The organism is Dryocola clanedunensis, assembly GCF_038405435.1.
Taxonomy (GTDB): domain Bacteria; phylum Pseudomonadota; class Gammaproteobacteria; order Enterobacterales; family Enterobacteriaceae; genus Dryocola; species Dryocola clanedunensis_A.
Genome location: NZ_JBBYHZ010000002.1, coordinates 559,907 through 583,475, shown reverse-complemented (window position 1 = coordinate 583,475; position 23,569 = coordinate 559,907). Strand labels below are relative to the sequence as shown.

The following is a 23,569-nucleotide window of genomic DNA, read 5'->3' as shown; positions in this document are numbered from 1 at the left end:
TTATCCGCCCTACAATCAAGGCAATACTTTCCGTTCACTCCTTTCCGGGGGCCTAAATGTCCGACAACCCGTTCTTCCACGCCAGCCTGTTACCGTACCAGGCACCGCGCTTCGACGAAATCAAAGACAGCCATTACCGTCCCGCTTTCGATGAGGCTAAACGCCTTAAGCTCGCAGAGGTAGCCCTGATCGCGCAGGCCGGGGAAGCACCCACGTTCGAAAATACTATCCTGGCGCTGGAAAAAACGGGGCGGATGCTGTCCCGCGTGACCAGCGTCTTTTTCGCCATGACGGCGGCCCACACCAACGATTATCTGCAGCAGCTGGACGAAGAGTTTGCCAGCGAACTGGCGGAGCTGGGCGATGACATACGCCTCAACGAAGCGCTGTTTGGCCGTATCGATGCGGTTTATCAGCAGCGTCATGATTTGCATCTGGACGGCGAGTCTCTGCGCCTGGTGGAGGTAATCTGGCAGCATTTCCATCTGGCCGGTGCCACGCTCAATGCGCAGCAAAAATCCCGCCTGAAATCACTCAATAAAGAAGCCGCGCAGCTCAGCAGCCAGTTTAATAACCGCCTGCATGCGGCGGGCAAGGCAGGCGGGCTGGTGCTTGAAAAAGCCTCCCAGCTCGAGGGGCTAAGCAGCAGCGAAATCGCCGCGGCTAAACAGGCCGCCGAAGAGAAGGGGCTGAAAGACCGCTGGCTGATCCCGCTGCTTAATTTCACCCAGCAGCCCGCGCTGCAATCTTTAAGCGACCGTCAGACCCGCGAAAAGCTCTTCAAAGCCGGATGGGAACGCACGCAGCAAGGCGACGGCAACGACACCCGCGCCATTGTGGCAAGGCTGGCGACGCTGCGCGCGGAGCAGGCTCAGCTGTTAGGTTTCGACAACTATGCGGCGTGGAAAATCGCCGACCAGATGGCGAAAACGCCGGATGCGGCGCTCGGGTTTATGCGTAACATCGTGCCAGCCGCCACGGCGCGCGCGCAGCGCGAACTTGCTGACATCCAGCAGGTAATAGATGCACAGCAGGGTGGTTTTGAGGCGCAGGTCTGGGACTGGGCATTTTACGCCGAGCAGGTGCGAAGGGCGAAGTACGACCTCGACGAAGCGCAGATCAAACCCTACTTCGAACTGAACGGCGTGCTGGACAACGGCATGTTCTGGGCGGCGAGCAAACTGTTCGGCCTGAAATTTGTTGAACGCTTTGATATCCCGACTTATCACCCGGACGTGCGCGTGTGGGAAATCTTCGATAAGGACGGGCGCGGCATGGCGCTGTTCTACGGCGATTACTTTGCGCGGGACAGCAAAGGCGGCGGCGCCTGGATGGGGAATTTTGTCGATCAGTCGACCCTGTTTGCAAGCGACCCGGTGATTTACAACGTCTGTAACTACGTGAAGCCCGCAGCAGGCGAACCCGCGCTTATCTCCTGGGATGACGTGGTAACGCTGTTCCATGAGTTCGGTCACACGCTGCACGGCCTGTTTGCCAGCCAGCGCTACGCCACGCTTTCAGGCACCAATACGCCGCGTGATTTTGTCGAGTTTCCATCACAAATTAACGAGCACTGGGCAAGCCAGCCGGAAGTTTTCGCCAACTACGCGCGCCATTATCTGACCGGCGAGCCAATGCCTGAAGCACTGCGCGAAAAGCTCTTTAAAGCCGCGCAGTTCAACAAGGGCTACGACATGACGGAGCTGCTGGCCGCCGCGCTGCTGGATATGAACTGGCACAGCCTGCAGCCGGGGACGGATGTTTCAGACGTGGCGCAGTTTGAAAGCGGCGCGCTGGAAAGCGAGAGGATAAATCTGGCGGCGGTGCCACCGCGCTATCGCAGCAGTTACTTCGCCCATATCTTCGGCGGCGGCTATGCGGCGGGATATTACGCCTATATATGGACGCAGATGCTGGCGGACGACGGCTACCAGTGGTTTGTGGAGCAGGGCGGATTAACGGCGGAGAACGGCCAGCGCTTCCGCGAGGCGATTTTGTCGCGCGGCAACAGCAGCGACCTGGCGCAGCTCTATCGCGACTGGCGCGGGCACGATCCCTATAGCGAACCGATGCTGAAGAATCGCGGCCTGGCTTAACAAAGGGTGGATGACGCTGGCGCTTATTCACTCATAGGATTGGTGGTTTTTTGAGCTGGCTATTTATGCTACAATCAACGTCGGTTTCACAACGAACATATTGAGGATTGCAATGAATACCAAAACCAGCCCGGCCACGCTTGCGTTTGAATTTCTCCGTCGCGAAGCAGAGAACCTGACCCCGGCCCAGTACCTGGTCAAGTTCAACCAGCTTAAGCTTGAGTTTGCGGACTTAATGGAGCTGACGTCTCTTGAACTGCGCGAAGAAATTTCCCACGCACACAGCCTCGGTATTCATTGATTCCTGAGCTCCTGTTGTCAAAAAGCCACTGTCAAACAGTGGCTTTTTTTGTATCTGGCGATCGGGCCTAATACTTCGCGGGCAGGTGGTGAATGGCTTTCAGCACCCCGTCGTCCAGCTCGATATAGTTACCCTGCCTGAGCTGAGCCAGAATTTTCATCACCGTACTGCGCGAGACCCGCGTTCTTTCCAGGATATATTTCGCCGCCGAGGTCGTTTCCCGAATAGAGGTGTCTTCCTGCATCAGGGTCAGCAGCTGAAAGCGGACAACTTCATAGGTTGTCGGCGCGGTCATGATCACGTTGTGGTGATAGAGATTGGTCGTCACTTTTGCGATGTGCCCCGCAAGGCTCTCCCAGGCGTTCGTCTCCGCCACCAGCTGCTGCGCTTCCGCCGTAGTCAGGATTGCAATCTCCGTTTCGCTCAGCGTTTCGAGAAAAACGGTATTGGTTATCGCGGAAGCATTGGAAATCCCGCAGACGTTGGGAACGGGAATAGCAGCAATAACCAGCTCATCGGCGTCCCGGTGAACCTTTATCTGCCCAGAGCGCACGATGTAGCACATGGCAACCCCATCGGCAAAATAGTAAAAACGGCTCCTGGCGGGATACTTCTCAAAGGTCACGAACGGGCTAAGTTTGTCCACCAGGTCCAGCGTGGCCTGTGACTGAATGAACTTTGCCGTGCTTTGCGCGTGCAGGTTATCTTTCATAATGAATTTCATGTGGCACACTATTACTTTAAATCTAGCATACTTTACGCGGCCTTAAACACGCTATCTCAGGCCATTAATCACTTGTTTCATAAAGATTTCATGCCGGTAGTCAAGGCTAGTATTTCAATGGGATATTCTTTATAGCCTGCAGGCACCCGCGCTCGCTGACGATATAACCACCCGCCTTAAGCTGGGCCAGTATTTTCATAATGCTGCTGCGGGACAAAAAGGTTCTGCTCTGAATATAGTTGGCGATACTGACGCTATTGCGGATGGCTTCGGTTTCACTCATCAGCTCATAAAGCTGGTAGCGGATAATATCGTAGGACGAAAGGGACGATATTTTTGTGCAGTGATCGTAGACGCGCGTCACGGTATAAATAAGCATTTGTGACAAAGGCCGCCAGAGATTGTTCTCTGCAATAATCTGGTTAGCGACTTCCAGCGGCAGCCAGCTAACTTCGGATATATCGTGCGTGCGAATAAACAGATAGTCCGGGTCTGTCATTTGGGTGCTCATGCCAAACACAAAAGGGGCAGACTCCGTATTCAGCACCATGCCGTCAACGCTGCGGTAAAGCGAAACGCTACCTTTATGTAACAGGAAACATTTGCGCTGATCGTTATCCATATAGTTAATTGTTTGGCGACCTTTTGTTTCAAGTTTGTTAGCGGGCGGGGTGAGGTGAGCAAGCAGCCTTTCTATTTCAGCCAGCGGCTTTTTATTTCTAAGATTAGAGCTTTCTATAAAAAACGGATTTTGTTGTTCATATACAGCCATTTGAAACACCTCGCGCATGTCCAGGAACATTCTTAGACGTTAATATTTGGCTGCATTATGGTAAAGAACCTTTATTAAGTGAATAAATGTTACGGTGTAAAATTACACCCAAAAACACCTTGAGTTTGTCAGGGGATTTGATGAAAATTGATTCATGCAGTGAATTGGTGTTTGCTGATATAAATTGATTTTTGAATGCATATCAGTTTTCTTCTGGATCGTGATTTTGCCGTGCTTAATATTTTCATATTAAGAACGGTTTCATTCCTGTTACGACATTCACTGCGCGGCAAAAATGATGAAGCAAGGAATTGTTCGACGAGAACTAATTACTCCTGAGTGATTGGTCGGGCACTTTATTGCCATGACTCGCCGGACAAACTTATACAAATAAAGGAAAATGTTATGAAAAAGAATTTAATCTCTATGGCTATTGCTGTGGCTGCCGTGCTTTCAGCTGCTAATACATTTGCAGAAGATGGTACCGTTAATTTTACCGGTGAGATCACCGATACAGCCTGTACCGTTGATATTGGCGCGAACAACACCATGACTGTAGATCTGGGTAAAGTTGCCCGTACTGCTTTTACCGGCGTTGGCTCTAAAGCATCAGCCACTAAATTTGTTCTTAAATTAAAAGATTGCCCGACCGGACTGAATTTAGCTCGCGTTAAATTCGACGGTACCGGCTACGACGGCGACGACTCCGTTCTGAAACTGACTCAGGATCTCGGCGCTGCGCAGGGCGTGGCCATCGAGCTTTCTGACCCAGCCGCCAAGCTGCCGCTCTTCACTCCTTCTACCGCTTATGCCCTGGTTGAAGGCGATAATGCGCTGAACTTCTACGCGCGTTACGTACAGATGGCGCAGACCGTTGTGTCCGGCCCTGCAAACGCTTCAGCGACATTTACGCTGAACTACAACTGATCGTCTTTTTTCGCATAAAGGAATGCGGGCGGAAACTCCGCTCGTATTCCTTCACTAAAGGTTAAGTATGAAATTATTCAGTACATCTCTGCTGTTGGGCCTTTTTATGGCTTCATGTACCACAGCCGTAAATGCAGGCGTCGTTATTGGCGGGACCCGGGTTATTTATGACGGGGCGAAGAAGGAAGCTTCACTGAGCGTTAATAATCCGGATAGCGTAGCCTATCTTATCCAGTCATGGCTTGATCCCCAGACCGCTGGCGCTGACAAAGCTCCCTTTATCATTACGCCGCCGCTGTATCGCTTAGACCAGGGGCAGCAGAACGTCATGCGAATAGTCCTCGCGGGCTCAGTGCCGCAGGATAAGGAGTCAATGGTCTGGTTAAATATTAAATCCATACCTTCTGCACCGAAAAAGGAAAATACGCTGCAGGTGGCGGTTAAAACCCGGATTAAATTAATTTATCGTCCCGCAGGGCTCAAAGGGGTTATGCCTGAGCAGGTGGCTGATAAGCTGACGTGGAAGAGAGCAGGCGATCAATTACAGGTTACGAACCCAACGAATTATTATATGAATTTCAACCAAATCACCGTGGGTGGCAAAGTCCTGCCGGATGTCAGTTTTGTCGCGCCCGGCAGCACGGCGAACTTTTCTTTACCCGCTGGGGTAAGTTCTGGTCCCCTGGCCTTTAAAATCATTAGCGATTTTGGTGGCGTGGGTGAAATACACAATAGTTCTATTTAAATGATGGGCAGCTAGCCAGGTCTAATTGTAATTCGTGGGCGTAATATTGGCCTCCGCGAGGCCAGGGTGTTAATAATGATAGCAACTAAACTTATAAGAATAAAACCCACTTTCCTGGCCTGCTATATTTCATTTGTCTGTTCAGGTGCCAGCACAAGCTGTATAGCGCAGGATTATTTCAACCCCGCGCTGCTGGAAATAGATAACCCTTCTTCACGGAAGGTAGATCTTTCCGCATTTGAAAACGGAGAGCAGGCGCCGGGTATCTACCGTGTTGATGTGATTATCAACGACCAGATGGTGGACAGCAGGGACATAACCTTTCAACTGGTTAAAAATGCAGGGGGGGAGGTGAAGCTCCAGCCCTGTTTATCCACTGCAATGTTGAAAAATTATGGCATTAAAACCAGCCAGTTCCCCGAGCTGCTGCCGGACGATAAGTGTGCCCGCATCGAGGCTATTCCTCAGGCAAAGGCGGAGTTTTTATTTAACAACCAAAAATTATTGTTAAGTATTCCGCAGGCGGCGCTTTCGCCCCAGGCCCGTGGCTATGTTTCGCCAGATCTGTGGGATGAAGGCATTAATGCGCTGCTGCTCAACTACAGCCTCAGCGGTAACACGACACGTTCGCGTAACGGAAGCAGCGATAACAGCCAGTACGTGAACCTGCGCCCCGGCGCAAATTTTGGCCCCTGGCGTTTGCGTAACTACACGACCTGGAACCGTGATAGTCAGGGTAACGACAAATGGGATTCGGCCTACACCTATTTGCAGCGCGATGTTGTTGCGTTGAAAAGCCAGATGGTACTCGGCGACAGCTCGTCGCCCGCTGATATTTTTGAAAGCATTCCCTTTCGCGGTGCGCAGCTGGCGTCGGACGACGATATGCTGCCAGAGAGCCTGATTGGCTATGCTCCGGTCGTGCGGGGTATTGCACGCACCAACGCGCAGGTCGTTATTCGGCAGAATGGCTATGTTATCTACGAAAGCTATGTTGCCCCCGGCGCTTTTGAAATTACCGATATGTTTCCTACGGGCGGATCGGGCGACCTGTATGTCACGATCAAAGAAGCCGACGGCAGCCAGCAGAATATGGTGGTGCCTTTCGCTTCGCTACCCGTTTTACAACGTGAAGGGCGCCTGAAATACAGCCTGACCGGAGGGCAGTACCGGGCGTACAGCAGCAGCGTGGAAAAAACGCCGCTGGCGCAAGGAACGGCGATTTACGGTCTTGCTCACGGATTTACCCTGTACGGCGGTGTTCAGGAATCGGCTAAGTATCAGTCGGTGGCGCTGGGGCTGGGAAAAAACCTGGGGCCGATTGGTGCCGTTTCCAGCGACGTAACGCAAGGCTGGTCAAGCCCCAAAGAGGGCGATAAAAGCAGTGGCCAGTCGTGGCGCATACGCTATAGCAAAAATTTCATCGGGACCGGGACAAACTTTGCCATTGCCGGGTATCGCTACTCCACGTCGGGTTATTACAGCATGTCAGAAGTGCTGAACTCCTACAGTAGCGAAAGCCTTAGTCCTGACAGGCGGCGTAACCGGGCAGAGTTAACCCTGAGCCAGGCGCTCGGCGAGCGCATGGGCGCCATGACGCTGACGGCGGTAAGAGAAGACTACTGGCAGCTTAACAAAACGATGGAGTCTTACGGTGCCAGCTATAACAACTCCTGGCAGGGCGTCAGCTACAGCGTCGGTTACACCTACAACACGAACTCAACGGCTGGCGGTACGGGCGGCGGCAGGATTTACGATAAAGACCGGCAGGTCGTATTCAACATTAGCGTCCCGCTCGATCGTTTCTTAAGTAATGCCTGGGCCAATTACAGCGTAAACAGCAGCCAACAAAGCGGGACGACCCATTCCGTGGGCGTCAGCGGCCTGGCCTTAGAGAGCAACGCGCTGAGCTGGAGCGTACAGCAGGGCTACGGTACGGACGATGTGGGCTACACCGGCAATATGAACGCTGACTATCGCGGGACCTACGGCGAGGTCGTTGCCGGGTATGGCTATGATAAAAATTCGCAGCGAATTAACTATGGCCTCTCGGGCGGTGTTCTTGGGCACCGGGACGGCATAACGCTGGCTCAGCCGTTCGGGGAAAGCATTGGCCTGGTAGCGGCTCCGGGAGCAAAAGGGGTTGCGGTGGCTAATCAGCCCGGTATGAAAACTGATTATCGAGGCTATACCGTCATCAGCAATCTTTCGCCCTACAGGAAAAATGACGTAACGCTCGATCCCGAAGGCACGCCGGAAAATGTGGAATTATCGTTAACCACTAAAACGGTTATTCCAACGCGTGGAGCAGTAGTGCGTGCCGAATATATTGCAAGCGTTGGCCGTCGCGTATTAATGACGCTGGTGCGGCAAAACGGTCAGCCAGTTCCTTTTGGCGCGATAGTGACTCCATTCGATCGGCCAACGAACGATCAAGGATTTATCGTGGGCGACAGTGGCCAGGTTTATTTAACCGGGCTGATGGATGACGTAAATATGCAGGTTAAATGGGGCGATGACGCCGCTGAACAGTGCCGTATAAAAACCAGCCTGCCCGCTATGAAAGACGGTGAGTCTGTTCTGCAGACAAAGGCATCCTGTCATTAAAGGTGTAATGAAATGAGATTTTTATTCAGGCTATTGTTGCTGGCACCCTTATTGGTGATGGCCGGTAAAGCATCCGCCGTCTGTGACTATGGCGGAACTTCGCTAGCGACATTAAATATCGCCGCAGGGAATATTGTTATTCAGCGCGATATACCGGTTGGGACGACCTTCGCGACGGTTGTTAGCCCCGGCACCACGGCAGGCTTTGGCTGTACCACAACCTGGAGCTACCAGTGGTTCCCGATGATTTTTTCCGTTTCCGCCAATATTTCAAATGCGGAACCTGTATGGCAGACAAATATTCCCGGCGTGGGAGTGTCATTTGGACAGCAAAGTCCGGTGGCCATGGGGGCCAACCGTTATGGCAACTGGCCAAATGGACGGACGCTTTATTTTATTAAGTATGGATCAACGGGGAGCGGAACTTTAACGACGGGCATAGTCATGCAGGGGCGGGTAGTGAGCCCTACGTCCATGGTTGGAATGAACGTTAAATTAGTCAGCGGAACTATTACTACCGTAGCCTGTTCAATCACAACACCTAATTTATCATTCCCTATTGGTAACGTGCTGGTGAATACATTTGGATCAACGGTAGGCTTTGTTAACCCAACGCAGAATACCCAAAATCTGGGGCTGAACTGTGATATTGGAGCGAACGTTAAGGTTACGCTTAGCGGGACGCAAAACCCGGACACCACGAATCAAAGTGTTTTGGCGTTATCCAACCAGGGAAGTGCGGGCGTAGCAACCGGTGTGGGCGTGCAGTTAGTTTACGGTTCAACGCCACTGACCTTAAATTCAACATTGTTTTTGAAGACCTCGACTACTGCACAGACGACGCTACCGCTGGTAGCCCGATATTATCAGACGAAGACGACAGTGACGACAGGTGATGCAAACGCATCGGCAACGCTGACATTAACTTATCAGTAATAAAAACGGTTATAATATAAAAGGTATTAATAATGAATAGCACAATGAAATATCTGACAGCGTTTCTCTTTACGATCTCTGTGGCAGAATATGCCTCAGCCGCAGATAACGTCACGCTACAAATATCCGGGAAGATTATTGCTTCTCCCTGCACCACAATTAACGGTGGCGTGAATCCGCTGGTGGTTCCGCTGGGGGATAATATCCCGGCAAGTTCTCTCGCCTCGGCTGGCAGCAACTCCTCCGCCGTTGAATTTGACCTGCCGCTCACCGGCTGTCCGTCCGGCACCAGCAATATCAAAGCAACCTTTACCGGTACGCCAGACGTCAATGCGCCGGACAGATGGTTTAACATGGCGGCAAGTCCGGCTGCAGGCACAGCAGTTGAGCTGCGCGACAAAGCGACAAGCGTCCTTATCAGCAACGGGTCGGTATTAACGGCGCCGGTAAGCTCAAACAAAGCGACCTTCAGACTGAAAGCCAGCGCTTATTCAAAGTCAGGCGGAGCGCTACCGGGTGATGTGAGCACGGTTATTGTGGCCTCATTCGTCTATCAGTAATAAATTTGTGCTGGGGAATATTCCAGCAGGAGATGATTGTGGCGCGATATCGCTATCTGGTTTTCCTGCAGCTGGTTTTCATGACCGGCCAGGTGAAGGCTGCTGATATTACTATTCAGGGGCAGGTGGTCAGCACGCCCTGTATTGTGGATGTTGATACGCAGTCAAAACATATTGAATTGGGCAAAGTTATTTCGCATAACCTTAAGGAGCGTGGGAGCGGATCAAACTGGACGGACTTTCACCTGTTACTTTCCAGCTGTGCAGCTGACTTACTCAATGTCACGGCAACGTTTACGGGCATGCCGAATGAAAATTCTGCGGATACTTATAAAAACCAGGGTACGGCCAGAGACGTTTCTCTGCAAATGACCAGTGCAGATCACAGGACTATTTATGGAACAGGTTCTTCCATGACGGTAAATATTGACGGCGTGACGCATAAAGCTAAGTTTCCTCTGTCTGCAAGAATCGTAAGTCCGGCTGGCGATGCCAAAGGGGGAACCTTTTCTGCGGCGGTAAGCGTACATTTTATTTATCAATAGCTATCAGGTTCGGTTATTTATCTGGGGGCAAGGTGTTAACACTTTGAGTGTTTTCTTGAATCTGGTGTTAATTTTAATATGGAAAAACTGTATGCTGAAAATCGTTATTGAAGATTTTTATACATTATACAAAAACGGCATGGAGTTAATGCTGGAAAATATATTTCACCATGAAAATGCTGCTGCAATTGAAATTCTCGACTTCTCAGAAGAAAATATCAGCGTTGCTGACGTTGTTATAAAATACTTTCACGCCGGTGAAAGCTATATCTGTCATTCCGCCCTGAAGAGGCGTAAGCCGCAAAGTTTGCTGATTGGTTTATATGACGGGGAGGGGATCTCCTCCGCGCCTTTGCCTCTTTGCCTTAAGGATACGATTTTTTTACATCGTTCCGAGTCTATAACTAAGGTCAAAAGGGCTATCGTCAACGGCTGGCAAGACTGTAATACAGAGAGCAAACGCGAGAGTGAACATGATTGCCAGCGCTGCAAGCATCGAACGCTGTCGCCACAGCAAATTAAAGTTGCCGCCCATTTCTATCGCGGTGAAATACCAGCCCTCGTTGGAGATTATCTGGATATAAGTCCGAAGACGGTGGGGGCGCACAAATGCAAAATCATGAGTAAATTTAATCTTAATTCAGATTATGAGTTACTTAATTTTCTTCATCAGTGGCTAAAGCAGAAGCAGATGAAAGATTTATTTCAGGAAAGCCAGGGTATCAGAACGCTTAGCTGTAACGCTTAAGATGAATGACGCCTCGCCTGTAATCCTGAACTTCAGCGAAGCGTCATCCGACAAAGACTACTTATTTACGGCCTAACAGAAAACCAATCACTACGCCAATCGCACCCGCGACGGCTAAGCCACCCAGTGGGTTAGAGGAAACCTGATCGCGCACGGTGTCTGCGGCATCCCTTACGGCGTAGCTCGCCTGCGAGGCATATTTTTTTGCCGCACCCGCCGCAGCGTGGTCCGGACGGTTAGTCTCGCGACCGAAAACTTCCTGTGCTTTACCCGCTGCTTCGTTCAATTTATCTTCGGCTTTCTCAAACATGTCGGACTCCTTAGGTGTGTATTCACCATTGAGTATAGCCAAAGCCCGGAACCTGCCAGCCCCTTTAGGAATGTTCGTCGTCTGGCTCAGGCCTGCTGCGCCCGCAGTTGGTCAATCATCCAGCGTCCCGCCGCCCCCGGCGGCACCTTATTGGACCACATCACGTCCACGTCAATACGCTGCGGCCAGCCCGCCACCGGCAGCTCTTTAAGCACGTTGTGGCCGAACTGCTGCACCAGCCAGCGCGGCAAAATTCCCCAGCCGAAACCCTGCTCCGCCATCTCCAGCAGCATCAGCAGAGAAGGGGATGACCAGGCCGGGCCGCCGCCCGTCTGCCGCGTCGGGTCCTTATAGGTTTTCAGGCACAGCTGGCGCACGGTATGCAGCTGGTCCAGTTCGACGGCCGGCAGCTGCGCCAGTTCATGCTGCCGGTGCAGAAAAATCGACATCTCGGCGCCAACCTGCAAACGCGCAACGGTGACGTCCACCGGATAACGCTCCTGCACGCGCAGCACGCCGACGTGGGCGCGGCCCGACTGAATCAGATCGATAACGTCCTCGTCTTCCGCAATCAGACACTCGAACTCAATATCCGGAAACTTCCCGGAAAAGCGCTTGAGGATCGATTCGTGGTGCGCGGTTTGCCAGACGTCGGAAAGCACGAAGCTCAGGCGCGGCTCGATGTTGCCCGCCAGCCGCACCGACACTTCATCCAGCCGTTCGCTGGCGGCGATAATCGACTGCACGTAAGGGAGCACGCGGTGGCCCTGGGAGGTGAGCACCGGCTGGCGGCTGCTGCGGTCAAACAGCGTAATCCCCAAATCCGCCTCGAGATTGGCGATAGCGTTACTGATGGTGGACTGGCTTTTGCGCAGCTTGCGGGCGGCAGCGGAGAAAGATCCGGTTTCTACAGCCTGCAGGAATGCCTCAAGAGATTCGGGGGAGAAGTGCATTATCTATCGCTTTTATCGATGGCTATTCATTTCATTCTATCAGGAATTACGATGAGAATAGGGCGCAAGGCAACATACCGGAGTTATTTATGCATTCTCAAAAAAGATCTTTCGCTGAGCGCGTGCTGCACGCGGTCGGCTTCGAAGTCATCGCCATCTGTATCTCAGCCCCTGCCGCCGCGTGGCTGATGAACAAACCTATTTTCCAGATGGGGGCGCTGGCCATCATGCTGGCCACCGTTGCGATGATCTGGAACATTATCTACAACACCGGCTTCGACAAATTCTTCCCGGTCGGCCAGCCGCGTCGCCTGCCGCTGCGCATCGCCCACGCGCTGGGCTTCGAAGGCGGCTTTATTTTAATCGGCCTGCCGCTGGCGGCGTGGATGCTGGACGTGACTCTGCTGAAGGCGTTTATGGTCGAGATCGGCTTCTTCCTGTTCTTCCTGCCGTACACGGTTGTCTATAACTGGTGCTACGACGCGTTGCGTAACCGTCGTCTGCAGTACCTGGCGAGCAGATAATCATCAGGCTGCCCTGCGACAGGGCAGCTTCGTCAGCCTAAGTTTTACGAGCAATAATAAACAGGCGCGGGAAGAGCATCAGCACGTTGCCGTCCTTCTGCACCGGGTAAGCCTGTTGCAGCAGGTGGTGATAGCGCTCCAGAAACGCTTTCTGCTGAATGGCATCCAGATTTGCCAGATAAGGCCGCAGGCCGGTGGAGCTTAGCCAGTCAATAATCGCCTGATGAGATGGCATCACGTGGAAATAAGTTGTGCGCCAGAGGTCCACGCGGCAGCCTTGTTCGGTCAGTAAATCGTAATACTCATTGGCTTCCAGCAGCGCTTCGCGCCCGGCGGGTGGGTTACCCAGCTCGCTGGCTACCTGGCGCATAAAGCCGTGCGTCGGCTCCTGCCAGTTATCCGGCATCTGCACGGCCAGTACGCCACTTTCCGCCAGCTGTTCTGCCAGATGCGGGAATAAAGCGCGATGGTTGCCGATCCACTGCAACGAGGCGTTGGCAAAAATCACATCCTGCTTTTCTTCCGGCTGCCAGCGGGCAATATCTGCCTGCTCAAACTTACAGCCAGGCAAGGCGGCGGAGGCTTTTTCAAGCATGGCGGGGGAGTTGTCTAAACCGGTAACCTGAGAATCGGGCCACAGTTCATGCAGCAGCGCGGTGCTGTTACCCGGGCCGCAGCCTAGATCGGAAATCCGCTTTGCAAAAGGGTGGTTAATACGCGCGGCCAGTTCGGCTGCCGGGCGGGTGCGCTCTGCTTCAAACTGCAGATAAAGTGCCGGGTTCCAGTCCTGCATGCTTCTCTCCTCGGGCTAAAATTGCCCTAAGCATAGCCGCAAATACTGTTACCCGGCGACTCGCCGCTCCCGCAAAACGCGGTAATGTGATGTAAATATTGTGATATGTAACGTCTTGCGTATGGGCCTGCTGGCCTGATTAAGGCTGGATCAGTCTCTTAAACAAGAGCTGTTTTATATCCTGGCGCTGGGCAAGGACGGCATGGACCGTGAGGAGATTATTATCGACCGAATAAATAACCCGAAATCCCTGTTCGGTATTACATTCACGATACTTTGCGCAGCCAAGATTCAACAGTTCCGGGCAAATCTGGCTACCAAGTGGAAATTCGCGGGCTTTCAATTCGAAGGCTGCAAGCGTGTCAGAAATGATCTTTAAATCACCACCGGTGATTTGCAGAAAACTGGCAATCGTCCTTAGCGTCTCTTTTGCTGTCCTGGTGTACTCAATAACAATCTTCTTACTGTCCATATAAGATCCTGATTATTATTTATTAATGCCTAAATCCGCCAGCAGTTCGTCTTTGGTGAAAACCTTGCCTTCGGCTTTATCTTGTTCTGACAACGTCATCAGTTTGAGCAGGGCAATGGCGTTCTCGCGTTCCTGCTGCGCTTCCCAGGACTCGATAACGTAAGCAGGGATACCATTTTGCGTGACGAGGATGGGTTCGGAAACATCAAGGGATGCGGCATTTTTCTTAACGTAGCTGATCGTTTCAATTCTCATCATCACTCTCCTTAAAACGGATGAAGGACTAAATATAGGCTTTATTTAGACCTTCATCAAGCAGGGCAATCGTTGCCGATGGATGACGCGTCGTTCATCCACCCGGCAGATTTGCCCTTATTTCTCCTTCTTCCCGTTCAGGTTCAGCGTTGGCGTTTCGTTAAAGAAGTTCCACGGCTTCAGCAGCGCGTGAACCCATTCCGTTGGCATGACCGGCCACTCCTCGGCGCGGGCGACGTGGGTGGTGCCGGTAGTCATCCAGACCACATCATCGCTGTGGTTTAGCGTCTGGTTGTCCTTTGTGTACTGGCCCAGGCCGGTGTCGTGCGCCGAACGATTCGGGTATTTCCCTTCCGGGTAGCGTTCGTCCTGGCTGTAGCGCGTCACCCACAGCTGCCTGTCCATAAAGCTCAGGCGATGATAAATCCACTCGTCAGGGGCAAACTTCGCGCCTGTCGCCACCGGATGCGTGCCGCCAGCGTAGGGGATAAGCTGGTAGGAAACCGGGTTGCCCATTTTGTTCTCTTTCGTGGTGTTACTCAGCAGACGGATGGTGCTGGGGTCGAATTTTTGTGCGGCTTCCTGCTCGCTATTAATGTCGTACTGCTTGATTTGCATGGTGCTGGTGCGCGGGCCACCGGCGGTATTGGGCTTGACCTCCGGGTCCAGCGCCACCAGCTTGTTATTCTCGCCGTCCACGTCCAGATCCAGACGGAAGTTGTAGATGTGCTGGTGGGTGGTGCCGACGATATTATGGTCGATCAGCGTGCCGTACTTCGTGTCATCTTTGGCGGTGGCATCATGCATGGTTTTTGCCTTCACGCCTTTCACCGCTTCAATCCCCGTCGCCCCGGCGTCAATACCGATGGTGCCGTTCTGGTGGAAGACCCAGTCGAAGATATAGTCGTAGTTACCCACGGTGCTTATCCAGCGTACCACCAGCTCGCGGCGCTCGGTGCTGACGTTCGGCTGGCCCATCTCCTGATGCTTATACTCCGGCCCGGCGTAGCGCTCGAAGATGGCGATGGCGTGCGGGATGGTCGTCGGTTTGCCCGTGTAATCGGCGATGGTTTCATCGAGCAGCACGGCGTTGCCCGGCGCATCTTTGCCCCGCGCGACAGGTGAAGTCAGCGTCCCCATGCCGTAATCACCGGCATCCAGATACGCCTTAAAATACCAGCCCACGTCCGGGTCGCCGTAGGGTACGATCATGCCGCCGAGCGAGCCTTCGTACATGATTTTGCGTTTCGTACCGCTGTCGTTATAGGTCACGGTGGACAGAATCGGCCCAACGCGGGAGTTAAGGCGCAGGTGGAAGTCCCAGTTCTGCCAGTGAACGGTATCGCCGGTGATGGTGTAGTTTTTCCCTTCCGGCTCGATAATCTCCAGCGGTTTGATGTCCGGCGCCTTGCGGTCACGTCCGTCGAACGGGTGGGGATTCATCGGCACCGGGATCACCGGGCCTTCCTCAATTTTGATGATTTTCTTCGTTTCCAGGTCGACGACCGCCACCAGATTTTCAATCGGATGCGCCCAGTAGTTGCCGTCGCCGGTGTTCAGATAGCTCACCACTTTCAGCAGCCGCTGGTCCTGCTTCAGCCCATCTTTACCGTCGAAGTAGCCGACGGTGAGCGGCGTCGTCATCACTTTAGTGGGATCGTCCACGCCATGTTTTTTCAGCGCTTCGGCAAACTCTTTACTGCCGTTGATGATGGACTGCACGGTGGCGAAATCATCGAGCAGCACCATGCCGTGCGCGCCCTTAATCGGCTGCCAGGAGAGCACTTTACCGGCATCCAAATCTACGGTGCTTTCAATGATATGCATTCCATCGAGCATGATAACGTCCGCAGTACGCGGGGCAGTGACCGGCGTGCCGTCCATGACAAATTTCCATACCTGCTCTTTAGGTGGTTCGTGCAGGGAGATCTCGGTAAAGCGAATCCCTGGTTTAAAGTCAGGGGCAGCCTGAACGATGGATACCGCTTTTTCAATTTCGGTGGAGGTCAGGGAGTTCAGCGGATGCGGCTTCTTCTCCACGGCGAACGTCTGATCCAGCCCCGACTGGAAGACTTCATTAATAAACCCGTCCGAGATATAAGCCGTTTTATTTTTGAAGATCACCGGCACCTGCAGCTGCAGCGTTTTGCCATTCACGATGGCGGATTTGGCGTTCGGTTTAACTTTTACATAAGCGCCATCTTTGGCGAGGGTAAACATCTGCGCGTAGTCATCCCACTGCACGTCCGCGCCGAATTCCGTCAGGGTTTTCTCCATCGGCACCATATGGGCCTCGCCGCCGTGGGCAAAGGCCGCGGGGGAGGTCATGAGGGCAATGGCTACAGCCAGCGCTTTCTTTCCGGTTGTTAAAGTCATACAGGTCTCACTCCTGGCGTTTGTTGTTGTGTGCTTGCTGGACGGGACTGAATTCAACATAACAACTTCTCAGGCGGGATATATGGCGCTGCTTGCCAACCTCTTTGCTGGCTTTGCCAACTTTACGGTGGATGACACTGCGCGTTTACGGAGTTGTAGGCCGGATAAGCGCAGCGTCATCCGGCAAATTATTCTTTGCGGGCGACCAGCGTCAGAATGGAATAGAGCGCCACGGACTGGCCGTCCTGATTCAGCACCTCAACCGCCCACTCCACAACGCCAACGGGCCTGTCCTCCGCCGTTTTCTGCGGCTTAGCCGTCTTGCGTTTGCAGGTCAGGCGCACCTGGATGGTATCGCCGATTTTCACCGGTTCGATAAAGCGCAGGTTTTCCATGCCGTAGTTGGCGATAACCGGCCCGACGCCCGGATCGACAAACAGCCCGGCCGCCGCAGAAACCACGAAGTAGCCGTGCGCCACGCGTTCGCCGAAAAACGACTCCGCAGCGCCGATCTTATCGACGTGGGCATAAAAATGGTCGCCGCTCAGGTTGGCGAAATTGACGATATCCGCCTCGGTGATGGTCCGGCGCGCGGTCAGCAGGCTCTCACCAATCTGTAAGTCGTCGAAGTGCCTGCGGAAAGGATGAACGGGATCTTCTGTCACCGCCGCGCCGTAGCTCCACTGCTTGCTGACTGCGGCGAGCATGGTCGGGCTGCCCTGAATCGCCGTGCGCTGCAAATAGTGTTTCACCGCTCGCAGGCCGCCCAGCTCTTCACCGCCGCCCGCGCGCCCAGGCCCACCGTGAACCAGCATCGGCAATGGCGAGCCGTGGCCGGTGGATTCGACGGACGACTCCTGATTCAGCACCTGAATACGCCCATGCGCGCGGGCAGCGCCCAGAACAAACTGGCGGGCGATATTCCCGTCTGCGGTGACCAGCGTTCCCGCAAGGCTGCCCTGGCCCGCGCGCGCCAGGGCCATTGCATGTTCCGCATCCCGATAAGGCATAACGGTCGCGACCGGGCCGAAGGCTTCCAGTTCGTGGACGGCTGGCGTCTCGTCCGGCTGCTGACAGAGCAGGAGAGTAGGCGGGAAGAAAGCGCCAGCCGTGGAGGTATCCGCTTTGCCACCCACTACGGCTTTGCAACCCGCGGCTAATAGCAGATCCACTTTCTGCTGCACGTCATCACGCTGCTCAAGGCTGACCAGAGAGCCCATGCGCACGCCTTCCTGCGTCGGGTCGCCGGGCTGGATTTTCTCCAGTTTTGCCTTCAGCGCCAGGGTGACGTTCTCCAGCTGCTGACCGGGAACGATAATACGGCGAATGGCGGTACATTTTTGGCCGGCCTTAGCCGTCATCTCACGCACTATTTCCCGGATGAACAGCGCGAACTCAGGCTGTTCCGGGGAGACGTCCTCGCCAAGCACACAGCAGTTAAGCGAGTCCGCCTCCATGGTGAAGGGTACGGAGCGGGCGATGATATTAGGGTGACAACGTAACTTTTGCCCGGTACTGGCGGAGCCGGTGAAGGTCACCACGTCCTGCTCATCCAGCAGATCGAACAGGTTGCCGACGCCGCCGCAGATGAGGCTGATGGCGCCATCCGGCACCAGACCGGACTCGACGATGGACTTCACCATCGCGTGCGTAACCTGCGCGCTGGCGGTGCCGGGTTTGATGATGGCAGGCACGCCCGCAAGCCAGGTTGGCGCCAGCTTCTCCAGCATTCCCCAGCACGGGAAGTTAAACGCGTTGATATGCAGCGCGACGCCGGATTTCGACGTCAGCACGTGGCGGGCGGCAAAGCCACCTTGCTTTGAGAGGGGGATCGTTTCATCTTCCGGCCACAGCACGTCGTCCGGCAGTTCGCGGTTGCCCATGCCCGCGTAGGCAAAAAGGGTGCCGATACCGCCTTCAATGTCCACCCAGCTGTCGGCACGCGTGGCGCCCGTCTGGTAAGAGATCTCGTAGAAAGACTCTTTACTGGCCAGCAAATGCTTCGCCACGGCTTTCAGCATGGCGGCGCGCTCGACGAACGTCATGGCGCTTAACGCCTTGCCGCCGTGGTCGATGGCGTAGCGGCGCGCCTTCACCATATCCAGCCCCTCGCTCGTTACCTGGTACAGCGCCTCGCCGCTAATCGCATGATTTATCGTACGTTCTTTTCCATGGCCCATCGCCCAGCCGCCTGCCAGATAGCTTGTTAACTGTTGCATCACACTCTCCACTAAGCATTACGTTTAATGCATTCAATGTTTGATTTGTGAATCATAAAAAGCAAGGTGTAATTTAATAATTTATTAACAATGTGAAATGGTGGGATAGCCAGTGGCGTCGTAACAGGCTGAAAAACGAGGATTTAACGAGATTTATCGTGACGATGCTCACAAAGCATGCGGATTAATTTTGCTGTTTTCGTTAACTTATCTGTAACTTTTATCTATCAAGTGATTCATTAAAACTCGTTTATTGAATCTTATTTGAATCATAAAAGGTGATGCCGTGACTGAACAACACCGCTTTGATGAGCGAATCGCCCAGGAAATTGCGATAGAGCCGCAGGACTGGATGCCCGATGAATACCGTAAAACGCTGATCCGCCAGATTGGGCAGCACGCCCATTCGGAGATTGTCGGCATGCTGCCGGAAGGGAACTGGCTGACCCGCGCCCCGAGCCTGAAGCGCAAAGCTATTCTGCTGGCGAAGGTGCAGGACGAAGCCGGGCACGGGCTTTATCTGTACAGCGCTGCGGAAACGCTGGGCTGCGCCAGGGAGGATATCTACCAGAAGATGCTCGACGGCAGGATGAAATATTCGTCGATCTTTAACTATCCGACGCTGAACTGGGCGGATATCGGGGTGATCGGCTGGCTGGTTGACGGTGCGGCCATTGTGAACCAGGTCGCCCTGTGCCGCACCTCCTACGGGCCGTATGCCAGGGCGATGGTGAAAATCTGTAAAGAAGAGAGCTTTCACCAGCGCCAGGGTTTTGAGGCCTGCAACGTGCTGGCCCAGGGCAGTGAATCCCAGCGGCAGATGCTGCAGGACGCCATCAACCGCTTCTGGTGGCCCGCGCTGATGATGTTTGGCCCGAACGACGACAACTCCCCGAACAGCGCGCAGAGCCTGGCCTGGAAAATTAAACGTTTCGGGAATGACGAGCTGCGCCAGCGCTTCGTGGACAACACCGTTCCGCAGGTTGAGCTGCTGGGCATGACCGTGCCGGACAAAGATCTGCGCTGGAATGAAGAAACCGGCCATTACGAGTTCGGCGAAATCGACTGGCACGAATTTAACGAGGTGGTTGCCGGACGAGGGCTGTGTAACGAAGAGCGCCTGGCCGCCAAGCGTAAAGCCTGGGAAGAGGGCGCGTGGGTGCGTGAAGCCGCTCTGGCATACGCAGCTAAAAATGTCGGATGACGCTGCGCTTATCCGACCTACGTAAAAGCGAAAGAAAAATTTGTAGTTGTAGGGTGGATAAGCGTCAGCGCCATCCACCAAAAAGGAAAATCATATGAGCAATGTCCACTGGCCGTTATACGAAGTCTTTATCCGCAGCAAACAGGGGCTGTCGCATCGTCACGTCGGGAGCCTGCACGCCGCCGATGACCAGATGGCGCTGGAAAACGCCCGCGATGCCTACACCCGCCGCAGCGAAGGCTGTTCTATCTGGGTGGTGAAGGCGAGCGAAATCGTCGCCTCACAGCCGGAGGAGCGCCCGGCGTTCTTCGACCCAGCGGAAAGCAAAATCTACCGTCATCCAACGTTTTATACGCTGCCCGACGGCATCGAGCACATGTGAGGCGCGCCATGACTTATTCCCCGTTAACCACCTACACCCTGCGGCTGGGCGATACCTGCCTGGTGCTGGCCCAGCGCCTGACCGGCTGGTGCGGCCATGCGCCGGAGCTGGAGATCGATCTGGCGCTGGCGAACATCGGCCTGGATCTGCTGGGCCAGGGACGCAACTTCCTGAGCTATGCCGCAGAGATTCAGGGCGAGCAGCTCGATGAGGACCGGCTGGCCTTCGGACGCGACGAACGCCAGTACCACAACCTGCTGCTGGCCGAACAGCTGAACGGCGACTTCGCCGATACGCTCATGCGTCAGTATCTGCTGGACGCCTGGCACGTCGCCCTGTTCAGCCGCCTGCTGCACAGCCGCGATTTGCAGCTGGCTGCCATCGCCGCAAAAGCGATTAAAGAGGTTCGCTATCACCTGCGCTTCAGCCGCGGCTGGCTGGTGCGGCTGGGTAACGGCACCGAGCTTTCACATCAAAAGATGCAGAGTTCACTGAACAGGCTCTGGCGCTTCACGGGTGAACTGTTTCACGCCGACGAGCTGGAAATCAGCCTGGCAGAGCAGGGTATCGCCGTCGATCCACGCGGCCTGCGTGACGAATGGGAGGCGGAAGTGTTCAGCGCCCTGAATGATGCATCGCTGGTGAAACCGCAGGAAGCGCAGTACCGCACCGGCGGAAAACAGGGGCTGCATACCGAGCACCTCGGCCCGCTGCTGGCGGAGATGCAGTACCTGCAGCGCGCTTATCCCGAACTGCAATGGTAGCGAGGCAGCCTATGCAAACTCTCGACGCGCTGGAGCCGGCCCAGGTTCGCGACGTGTGGCGCATCCTCGGGCAAATCAGCGACCCGGAAATCCCGGTGCTGACCATCACCGATTTGGGCATGGTGCGCAGCGTGCATCATCGTGACGACGGCTGGCACATCGGCTTCACGCCGACGTACTCCGGCTGCCCGGCGACGGATTTTTTGCTGGCGGCTATCCGCGAAGCGATGGCCGAAGCCGATTTGCAGCCGGTGCATATCGATCAGGTGCTTCACCCGGCCTGGACAACGGACTGGATGACGCCCGAGGCGAAAGCGCGGCTGCGCGAATACGGCATCAGCCCGCCGCAGGGCCACGCCTGTCATGCCTCGTCGGCGAGTGCAGAAGTCAGCTGCCCGCGCTGCGGAAGTTTGCATACCTCGCTGATTAGCGAATTCGGTTCCACGGCCTGCAAAGCGCTCTATCGCTGCGATAGCTGCCGCGAACCCTTTGATTACTTTAAATGTATTTGAGGATGCCATGACGACGTTTCATTCGCTTAAGGTGGCACGCATTGAACAGGAAACCCCGGAGGCGGTGGCCATCACCTTCGCGGTTCCCGCAGAGCTGCGCAGCCATTATGCTTTTAAACCGGGGCAGCATCTGACGCTTAAAACGCGCCTCGGGGACGAAGAGCTGCGCCGCTGCTACTCCATCTGCCGGGCCGAGCAGCCTGGTGAAATCTGTGTGGCCGTGAAGGCCATCGAGGGCGGGCGCTTCTCCCATTACGCGGTCAGCGACCTGGTTGCCGGTATGGCGATGGACGTGATGATCCCGCAGGGAACGTTTGGCTATCAGCCGCAGCCTGAAACCCAGGGCAATTATCTGGCCCTGGCGGTGGGCTCCGGCATAACGCCAATGCTGGCGATTATCGGCTCCACGCTCGCCACCGAGCCGCAAAGCACAGTGACGCTGGTCTACGGTAACCGCAGCAGCCGCAGCATGATGTTCCGCCAGGCGCTGGCCGACCTTAAAGACCGCTACCCGCAGCGTTTACAGCTTATCTATCTGTTCAGCCAGGAAACTCAGGAGAGCGATCTGCTCAGCGGGCGGCTGGACGGCGCGAAGCTAAAGGCGCTGGGCGACCAGCTGCTGGATCTGAAAGGCTTCGACCGCACCTTTATCTGCGGCCCGCAAAGCATGATGCAGGAGTCCGAAGCGGCGCTGCTGGCGCTGGGCGTTGCGCAGCAGAACATCTTCATCGAGCATTTCAATACGCCGGGTACCGCACCGAGCCTGCGCCGTCGCGAACAGGCGGCGGGCAAAGTCGTCACGCTGCGCCAGGACGGACGCGACCGCAAAATCACCCTCGACGCCCACGACGAAAGCATTCTTGATGCGGCATTACGGCAGGGCGCGGATCTGCCTTATGCCTGCAAAGGCGGCGTCTGCGCCACCTGCCGCTGTAAGGTGGTGAGCGGTGAGGTCGAGATGGGCATCAACTACAGTCTTGAACCCGATCAGCTGGCGGCGGGCTACGTCCTGAGCTGCCAGACGCTGCCGAAAGGCGATGACGTGGTGCTCGACTTTGACGCGCAGGGGTTGTAATGAGCGAACTTCTTAGCAGCCGGAACGACCGGGTTTTAACGCTGACGCTGAACCGCCCGCAGGCCCGCAATGCGCTGAATAACGCGCTGCTGGAGCAGCTTGCGGATGCGCTGGAAGCGGCACAAAGCGATGACAGTATCGGTGCGGTGGTGATTACCGGCAGCGAGCGTTGCTTCGCAGCAGGCGCCGATCTTAAAGAGATGGCGAGCCGCGATATGCCCGCCACGCTGAACGATCCGCGCCCGCAGCTGTGGGCACGCATCGAACGATTTCCCAAACCGCTGCTGACGGCGGTAAACGGCTATGCGCTGGGCGCAGGCTGTGAACTTGCCATGCTGAGCGACATCGTGCTGGCGGGGGACAACGCCCGCTTTGGCCTGCCGGAGATCACGCTGGGCATTATGCCCGGCGCGGGCGGCACCCAGCGGCTGATCCGCAGCGTCGGCAAAGCGCTGGCTTACCGCATGGTGCTGACGGGGGAGGCTATCACCGCAGACCAGGCGCTACGGGCGGGTCTGATTGCCGAAGTTTGTCCCTCAGCGCTGACGCTGGAATATGCTCAGAAGCTCGCAGCCCGCATTGCTCAACATGCTCCGCTTGCGTTACAGGCCGCAAAAACTGCTCTGCGCCAGGCGCACGAACTTTCGCTGACTCAGGGGTTACAGCAGGAGCGTCAGCTGTTCACGCTGCTTGCCGCCACCGCCGACCGTCAGGAAGGCATCGCCGCGTTCCTGGAAAAACGACCCGCCGCGTTCAAAGGACGATAGCC

Annotated in this window: 25 protein-coding genes; 16 read left to right on the top strand and 9 right to left on the bottom strand. The window is 54.9% G+C overall.

Annotated features, from left to right (window positions below; translation table 11 throughout):
• The first annotated feature begins 56 nt into the window (after positions 1–56).
• Together dcp and AAE045_RS06725 are read left to right on the top strand one after the other, a co-directional pair.
• Positions 57–2,096 (top strand): peptidyl-dipeptidase Dcp, encoded by a 2,040-nt coding sequence (gene dcp, locus AAE045_RS06730; protein ID WP_455547039.1) that lies wholly within the window; start codon positions 57–59, stop codon positions 2,094–2,096.
• A gap of 112 nt (positions 2,097–2,208) precedes the next feature.
• The gene (locus AAE045_RS06725; protein ID WP_202301927.1) at positions 2,209–2,397 is read left to right on the top strand and encodes a YdiH family protein; all 189 of its coding nucleotides are present in this window, start codon (positions 2,209–2,211) and stop codon (positions 2,395–2,397) included.
• A gap of 67 nt (positions 2,398–2,464) precedes the next feature.
• On the opposite strand, the gene AAE045_RS06720 is transcribed toward AAE045_RS06725, so the two are convergent.
• On the bottom strand, positions 2,465–3,109 hold the full coding sequence (locus tag AAE045_RS06720; RefSeq protein WP_455547038.1) for a helix-turn-helix domain-containing protein: 645 nt from the start codon (positions 3,107–3,109) through the stop codon (positions 2,465–2,467).
• Positions 3,110–3,227: 118 nt separating this feature from the next.
• Positions 3,228–3,911 carry a helix-turn-helix domain-containing protein gene (locus AAE045_RS06715; RefSeq protein ID WP_455547037.1) on the bottom strand — a complete coding sequence of 228 codons (684 nt, stop codon included), beginning with the start codon at positions 3,909–3,911 and terminating at the stop codon, positions 3,228–3,230.
• 387 nt (positions 3,912–4,298) lie between these two features.
• Here AAE045_RS06715 and AAE045_RS06710 point away from each other — a divergent pair, with 387 nt between their 5' ends.
• From AAE045_RS06710 to AAE045_RS06680, 7 genes are all read left to right on the top strand, one after another.
• The gene (locus AAE045_RS06710) at positions 4,299–4,820 is read left to right on the top strand and encodes a fimbrial protein (RefSeq protein ID WP_455547036.1); all 522 of its coding nucleotides are present in this window, start codon (positions 4,299–4,301) and stop codon (positions 4,818–4,820) included.
• A gap of 67 nt (positions 4,821–4,887) precedes the next feature.
• Positions 4,888–5,565 (top strand): fimbrial biogenesis chaperone, encoded by a 678-nt coding sequence (locus tag AAE045_RS06705; RefSeq protein WP_455547035.1) that lies wholly within the window; start codon positions 4,888–4,890, stop codon positions 5,563–5,565.
• 75 nt (positions 5,566–5,640) lie between these two features.
• Entirely contained in the window at positions 5,641–8,172 is a 2,532-nt protein-coding gene (locus AAE045_RS06700; protein ID WP_455547034.1) for a fimbria/pilus outer membrane usher protein, read from the top strand.
• 12 nt (positions 8,173–8,184) lie between these two features.
• On the top strand, positions 8,185–9,108 hold the full coding sequence (locus AAE045_RS06695) for a fimbrial protein (protein WP_455547033.1): 924 nt from the start codon (positions 8,185–8,187) through the stop codon (positions 9,106–9,108).
• 44 nt (positions 9,109–9,152) lie between these two features.
• The gene (locus AAE045_RS06690; protein ID WP_455547032.1) at positions 9,153–9,668 is read left to right on the top strand and encodes a fimbrial protein; all 516 of its coding nucleotides are present in this window, start codon (positions 9,153–9,155) and stop codon (positions 9,666–9,668) included.
• Positions 9,669–9,706: 38 nt separating this feature from the next.
• On the top strand, positions 9,707–10,213 hold the full coding sequence (locus AAE045_RS06685) for a fimbrial protein (RefSeq protein ID WP_455547031.1): 507 nt from the start codon (positions 9,707–9,709) through the stop codon (positions 10,211–10,213).
• A 91-nt stretch (positions 10,214–10,304) separates the two neighbouring features.
• Positions 10,305–10,961 (top strand): helix-turn-helix transcriptional regulator, encoded by a 657-nt coding sequence (locus AAE045_RS06680; protein WP_455547030.1) that lies wholly within the window; start codon positions 10,305–10,307, stop codon positions 10,959–10,961.
• Between the two features lie 61 nt (positions 10,962–11,022).
• On the opposite strand, the gene AAE045_RS06675 is transcribed toward AAE045_RS06680, so the two are convergent.
• Both AAE045_RS06675 and AAE045_RS06670 read right to left on the bottom strand, forming a co-directional pair.
• Entirely contained in the window at positions 11,023–11,271 is a 249-nt protein-coding gene (locus AAE045_RS06675) for a CsbD family protein (protein ID WP_202301925.1), read from the bottom strand.
• A gap of 86 nt (positions 11,272–11,357) precedes the next feature.
• Positions 11,358–12,224, bottom strand: coding sequence for a LysR family transcriptional regulator (locus AAE045_RS06670; RefSeq protein ID WP_455547029.1), 867 nt, complete (start codon positions 12,222–12,224; stop codon positions 11,358–11,360).
• Between the two features lie 89 nt (positions 12,225–12,313).
• Here AAE045_RS06670 and AAE045_RS06665 point away from each other — a divergent pair, with 89 nt between their 5' ends.
• Entirely contained in the window at positions 12,314–12,748 is a 435-nt protein-coding gene (locus AAE045_RS06665) for a multidrug/biocide efflux PACE transporter (RefSeq protein WP_455547028.1), read from the top strand.
• A gap of 37 nt (positions 12,749–12,785) precedes the next feature.
• On the opposite strand, the gene tam is transcribed toward AAE045_RS06665, so the two are convergent.
• The 5 genes from tam to paaZ all read right to left on the bottom strand — a co-directional run bounded on the left by tam (position 12,786) and on the right by paaZ (position 18,863).
• Entirely contained in the window at positions 12,786–13,541 is a 756-nt protein-coding gene (gene tam, locus AAE045_RS06660; RefSeq protein ID WP_455547027.1) for a trans-aconitate 2-methyltransferase, read from the bottom strand.
• A gap of 139 nt (positions 13,542–13,680) precedes the next feature.
• Positions 13,681–14,013: a type II toxin-antitoxin system RelE/ParE family toxin gene (locus AAE045_RS06655; protein ID WP_455547026.1), complete on the bottom strand. Its 333-nt coding sequence runs from the start codon at positions 14,011–14,013 to the stop codon at positions 13,681–13,683.
• Between the two features lie 15 nt (positions 14,014–14,028).
• A complete protein-coding gene (locus AAE045_RS06650) occupies positions 14,029–14,268 on the bottom strand; it encodes a type II toxin-antitoxin system Phd/YefM family antitoxin (protein WP_455547025.1) in 240 nt (79 codons plus the stop codon).
• 117 nt (positions 14,269–14,385) lie between these two features.
• Positions 14,386–16,644, bottom strand: coding sequence for a primary-amine oxidase (gene tynA, locus AAE045_RS06645; RefSeq protein WP_455547024.1), 2,259 nt, complete (start codon positions 16,642–16,644; stop codon positions 14,386–14,388).
• Between the two features lie 188 nt (positions 16,645–16,832).
• Positions 16,833–18,863 (bottom strand): phenylacetic acid degradation bifunctional protein PaaZ, encoded by a 2,031-nt coding sequence (paaZ, locus tag AAE045_RS06640; protein WP_455547023.1) that lies wholly within the window; start codon positions 18,861–18,863, stop codon positions 16,833–16,835.
• A gap of 286 nt (positions 18,864–19,149) precedes the next feature.
• On the opposite strand from paaZ, the gene paaA reads away from it, so the two are divergent.
• The 6 genes from paaA to paaF all read left to right on the top strand — a co-directional run bounded on the left by paaA (position 19,150) and on the right by paaF (position 23,567).
• Positions 19,150–20,067, top strand: a complete 918-nt coding sequence (gene paaA, locus AAE045_RS06635; protein ID WP_455547022.1) for a 1,2-phenylacetyl-CoA epoxidase subunit PaaA — start codon at positions 19,150–19,152, stop codon at positions 20,065–20,067.
• Positions 20,068–20,161: 94 nt separating this feature from the next.
• The gene (paaB, locus tag AAE045_RS06630; protein ID WP_202301914.1) at positions 20,162–20,449 is read left to right on the top strand and encodes a 1,2-phenylacetyl-CoA epoxidase subunit PaaB; all 288 of its coding nucleotides are present in this window, start codon (positions 20,162–20,164) and stop codon (positions 20,447–20,449) included.
• A gap of 8 nt (positions 20,450–20,457) precedes the next feature.
• The gene (paaC, locus tag AAE045_RS06625) at positions 20,458–21,213 is read left to right on the top strand and encodes a 1,2-phenylacetyl-CoA epoxidase subunit PaaC (RefSeq protein WP_455547021.1); all 756 of its coding nucleotides are present in this window, start codon (positions 20,458–20,460) and stop codon (positions 21,211–21,213) included.
• An 11-nt stretch (positions 21,214–21,224) separates the two neighbouring features.
• Positions 21,225–21,725 carry a 1,2-phenylacetyl-CoA epoxidase subunit PaaD gene (paaD, locus tag AAE045_RS06620; protein WP_202301912.1) on the top strand — a complete coding sequence of 167 codons (501 nt, stop codon included), beginning with the start codon at positions 21,225–21,227 and terminating at the stop codon, positions 21,723–21,725.
• 7 nt (positions 21,726–21,732) lie between these two features.
• Positions 21,733–22,800 (top strand): 1,2-phenylacetyl-CoA epoxidase subunit PaaE, encoded by a 1,068-nt coding sequence (gene paaE, locus AAE045_RS06615; protein WP_455547020.1) that lies wholly within the window; start codon positions 21,733–21,735, stop codon positions 22,798–22,800.
• Positions 22,800–23,567, top strand: a complete 768-nt coding sequence (paaF, locus tag AAE045_RS06610; protein ID WP_455547019.1) for a 2,3-dehydroadipyl-CoA hydratase PaaF — start codon at positions 22,800–22,802, stop codon at positions 23,565–23,567. Before paaE ends, paaF begins: the two co-directional genes overlap by 1 nt.
• Positions 23,568–23,569: the final 2 nt, after the last annotated feature.

What these genes read in the sequence shown, in the direction of transcription:
- dcp (WP_455547039.1), top strand. Translation starts at nt 57, where the DNA reads ATGTCCGACAACCCGTTCTTCCACGCCAGCCTGTTACCGTACCAGGCA.
- AAE045_RS06725 (WP_202301927.1), top strand. Translation starts at nt 2,209, where the DNA reads ATGAATACCAAAACCAGCCCGGCCACGCTTGCGTTTGAATTTCTCCGT.
- AAE045_RS06720 (WP_455547038.1), bottom strand. Translation starts at nt 3,109, where the DNA reads ATGAAAGATAACCTGCACGCGCAAAGCACGGCAAAGTTCATTCAGTCA.
- AAE045_RS06715 (WP_455547037.1), bottom strand. Translation starts at nt 3,911, where the DNA reads ATGCGCGAGGTGTTTCAAATGGCTGTATATGAACAACAAAATCCGTTT.
- AAE045_RS06710 (WP_455547036.1), top strand. Translation starts at nt 4,299, where the DNA reads ATGAAAAAGAATTTAATCTCTATGGCTATTGCTGTGGCTGCCGTGCTT.
- AAE045_RS06705 (WP_455547035.1), top strand. Translation starts at nt 4,888, where the DNA reads ATGAAATTATTCAGTACATCTCTGCTGTTGGGCCTTTTTATGGCTTCA.
- AAE045_RS06700 (WP_455547034.1), top strand. Translation starts at nt 5,641, where the DNA reads ATGATAGCAACTAAACTTATAAGAATAAAACCCACTTTCCTGGCCTGC.
- AAE045_RS06695 (WP_455547033.1), top strand. Translation starts at nt 8,185, where the DNA reads ATGAGATTTTTATTCAGGCTATTGTTGCTGGCACCCTTATTGGTGATG.
- AAE045_RS06690 (WP_455547032.1), top strand. Translation starts at nt 9,153, where the DNA reads ATGAAATATCTGACAGCGTTTCTCTTTACGATCTCTGTGGCAGAATAT.
- AAE045_RS06680 (WP_455547030.1), top strand. Translation starts at nt 10,305, where the DNA reads ATGCTGAAAATCGTTATTGAAGATTTTTATACATTATACAAAAACGGC.
- AAE045_RS06675 (WP_202301925.1), bottom strand. Translation starts at nt 11,271, where the DNA reads ATGTTTGAGAAAGCCGAAGATAAATTGAACGAAGCAGCGGGTAAAGCA.
- AAE045_RS06670 (WP_455547029.1), bottom strand. Translation starts at nt 12,224, where the DNA reads ATGCACTTCTCCCCCGAATCTCTTGAGGCATTCCTGCAGGCTGTAGAA.
- AAE045_RS06665 (WP_455547028.1), top strand. Translation starts at nt 12,314, where the DNA reads ATGCATTCTCAAAAAAGATCTTTCGCTGAGCGCGTGCTGCACGCGGTC.
- tam (WP_455547027.1), bottom strand. Translation starts at nt 13,541, where the DNA reads ATGCAGGACTGGAACCCGGCACTTTATCTGCAGTTTGAAGCAGAGCGC.
- AAE045_RS06655 (WP_455547026.1), bottom strand. Translation starts at nt 14,013, where the DNA reads ATGGACAGTAAGAAGATTGTTATTGAGTACACCAGGACAGCAAAAGAG.
- AAE045_RS06650 (WP_455547025.1), bottom strand. Translation starts at nt 14,268, where the DNA reads ATGAGAATTGAAACGATCAGCTACGTTAAGAAAAATGCCGCATCCCTT.
- tynA (WP_455547024.1), bottom strand. Translation starts at nt 16,644, where the DNA reads ATGACTTTAACAACCGGAAAGAAAGCGCTGGCTGTAGCCATTGCCCTC.
- paaZ (WP_455547023.1), bottom strand. Translation starts at nt 18,863, where the DNA reads ATGCAACAGTTAACAAGCTATCTGGCAGGCGGCTGGGCGATGGGCCAT.
- paaB (WP_202301914.1), top strand. Translation starts at nt 20,162, where the DNA reads ATGAGCAATGTCCACTGGCCGTTATACGAAGTCTTTATCCGCAGCAAA.
- paaC (WP_455547021.1), top strand. Translation starts at nt 20,458, where the DNA reads ATGACTTATTCCCCGTTAACCACCTACACCCTGCGGCTGGGCGATACC.
- paaD (WP_202301912.1), top strand. Translation starts at nt 21,225, where the DNA reads ATGCAAACTCTCGACGCGCTGGAGCCGGCCCAGGTTCGCGACGTGTGG.
- paaE (WP_455547020.1), top strand. Translation starts at nt 21,733, where the DNA reads ATGACGACGTTTCATTCGCTTAAGGTGGCACGCATTGAACAGGAAACC.
- paaF (WP_455547019.1), top strand. Translation starts at nt 22,800, where the DNA reads ATGAGCGAACTTCTTAGCAGCCGGAACGACCGGGTTTTAACGCTGACG.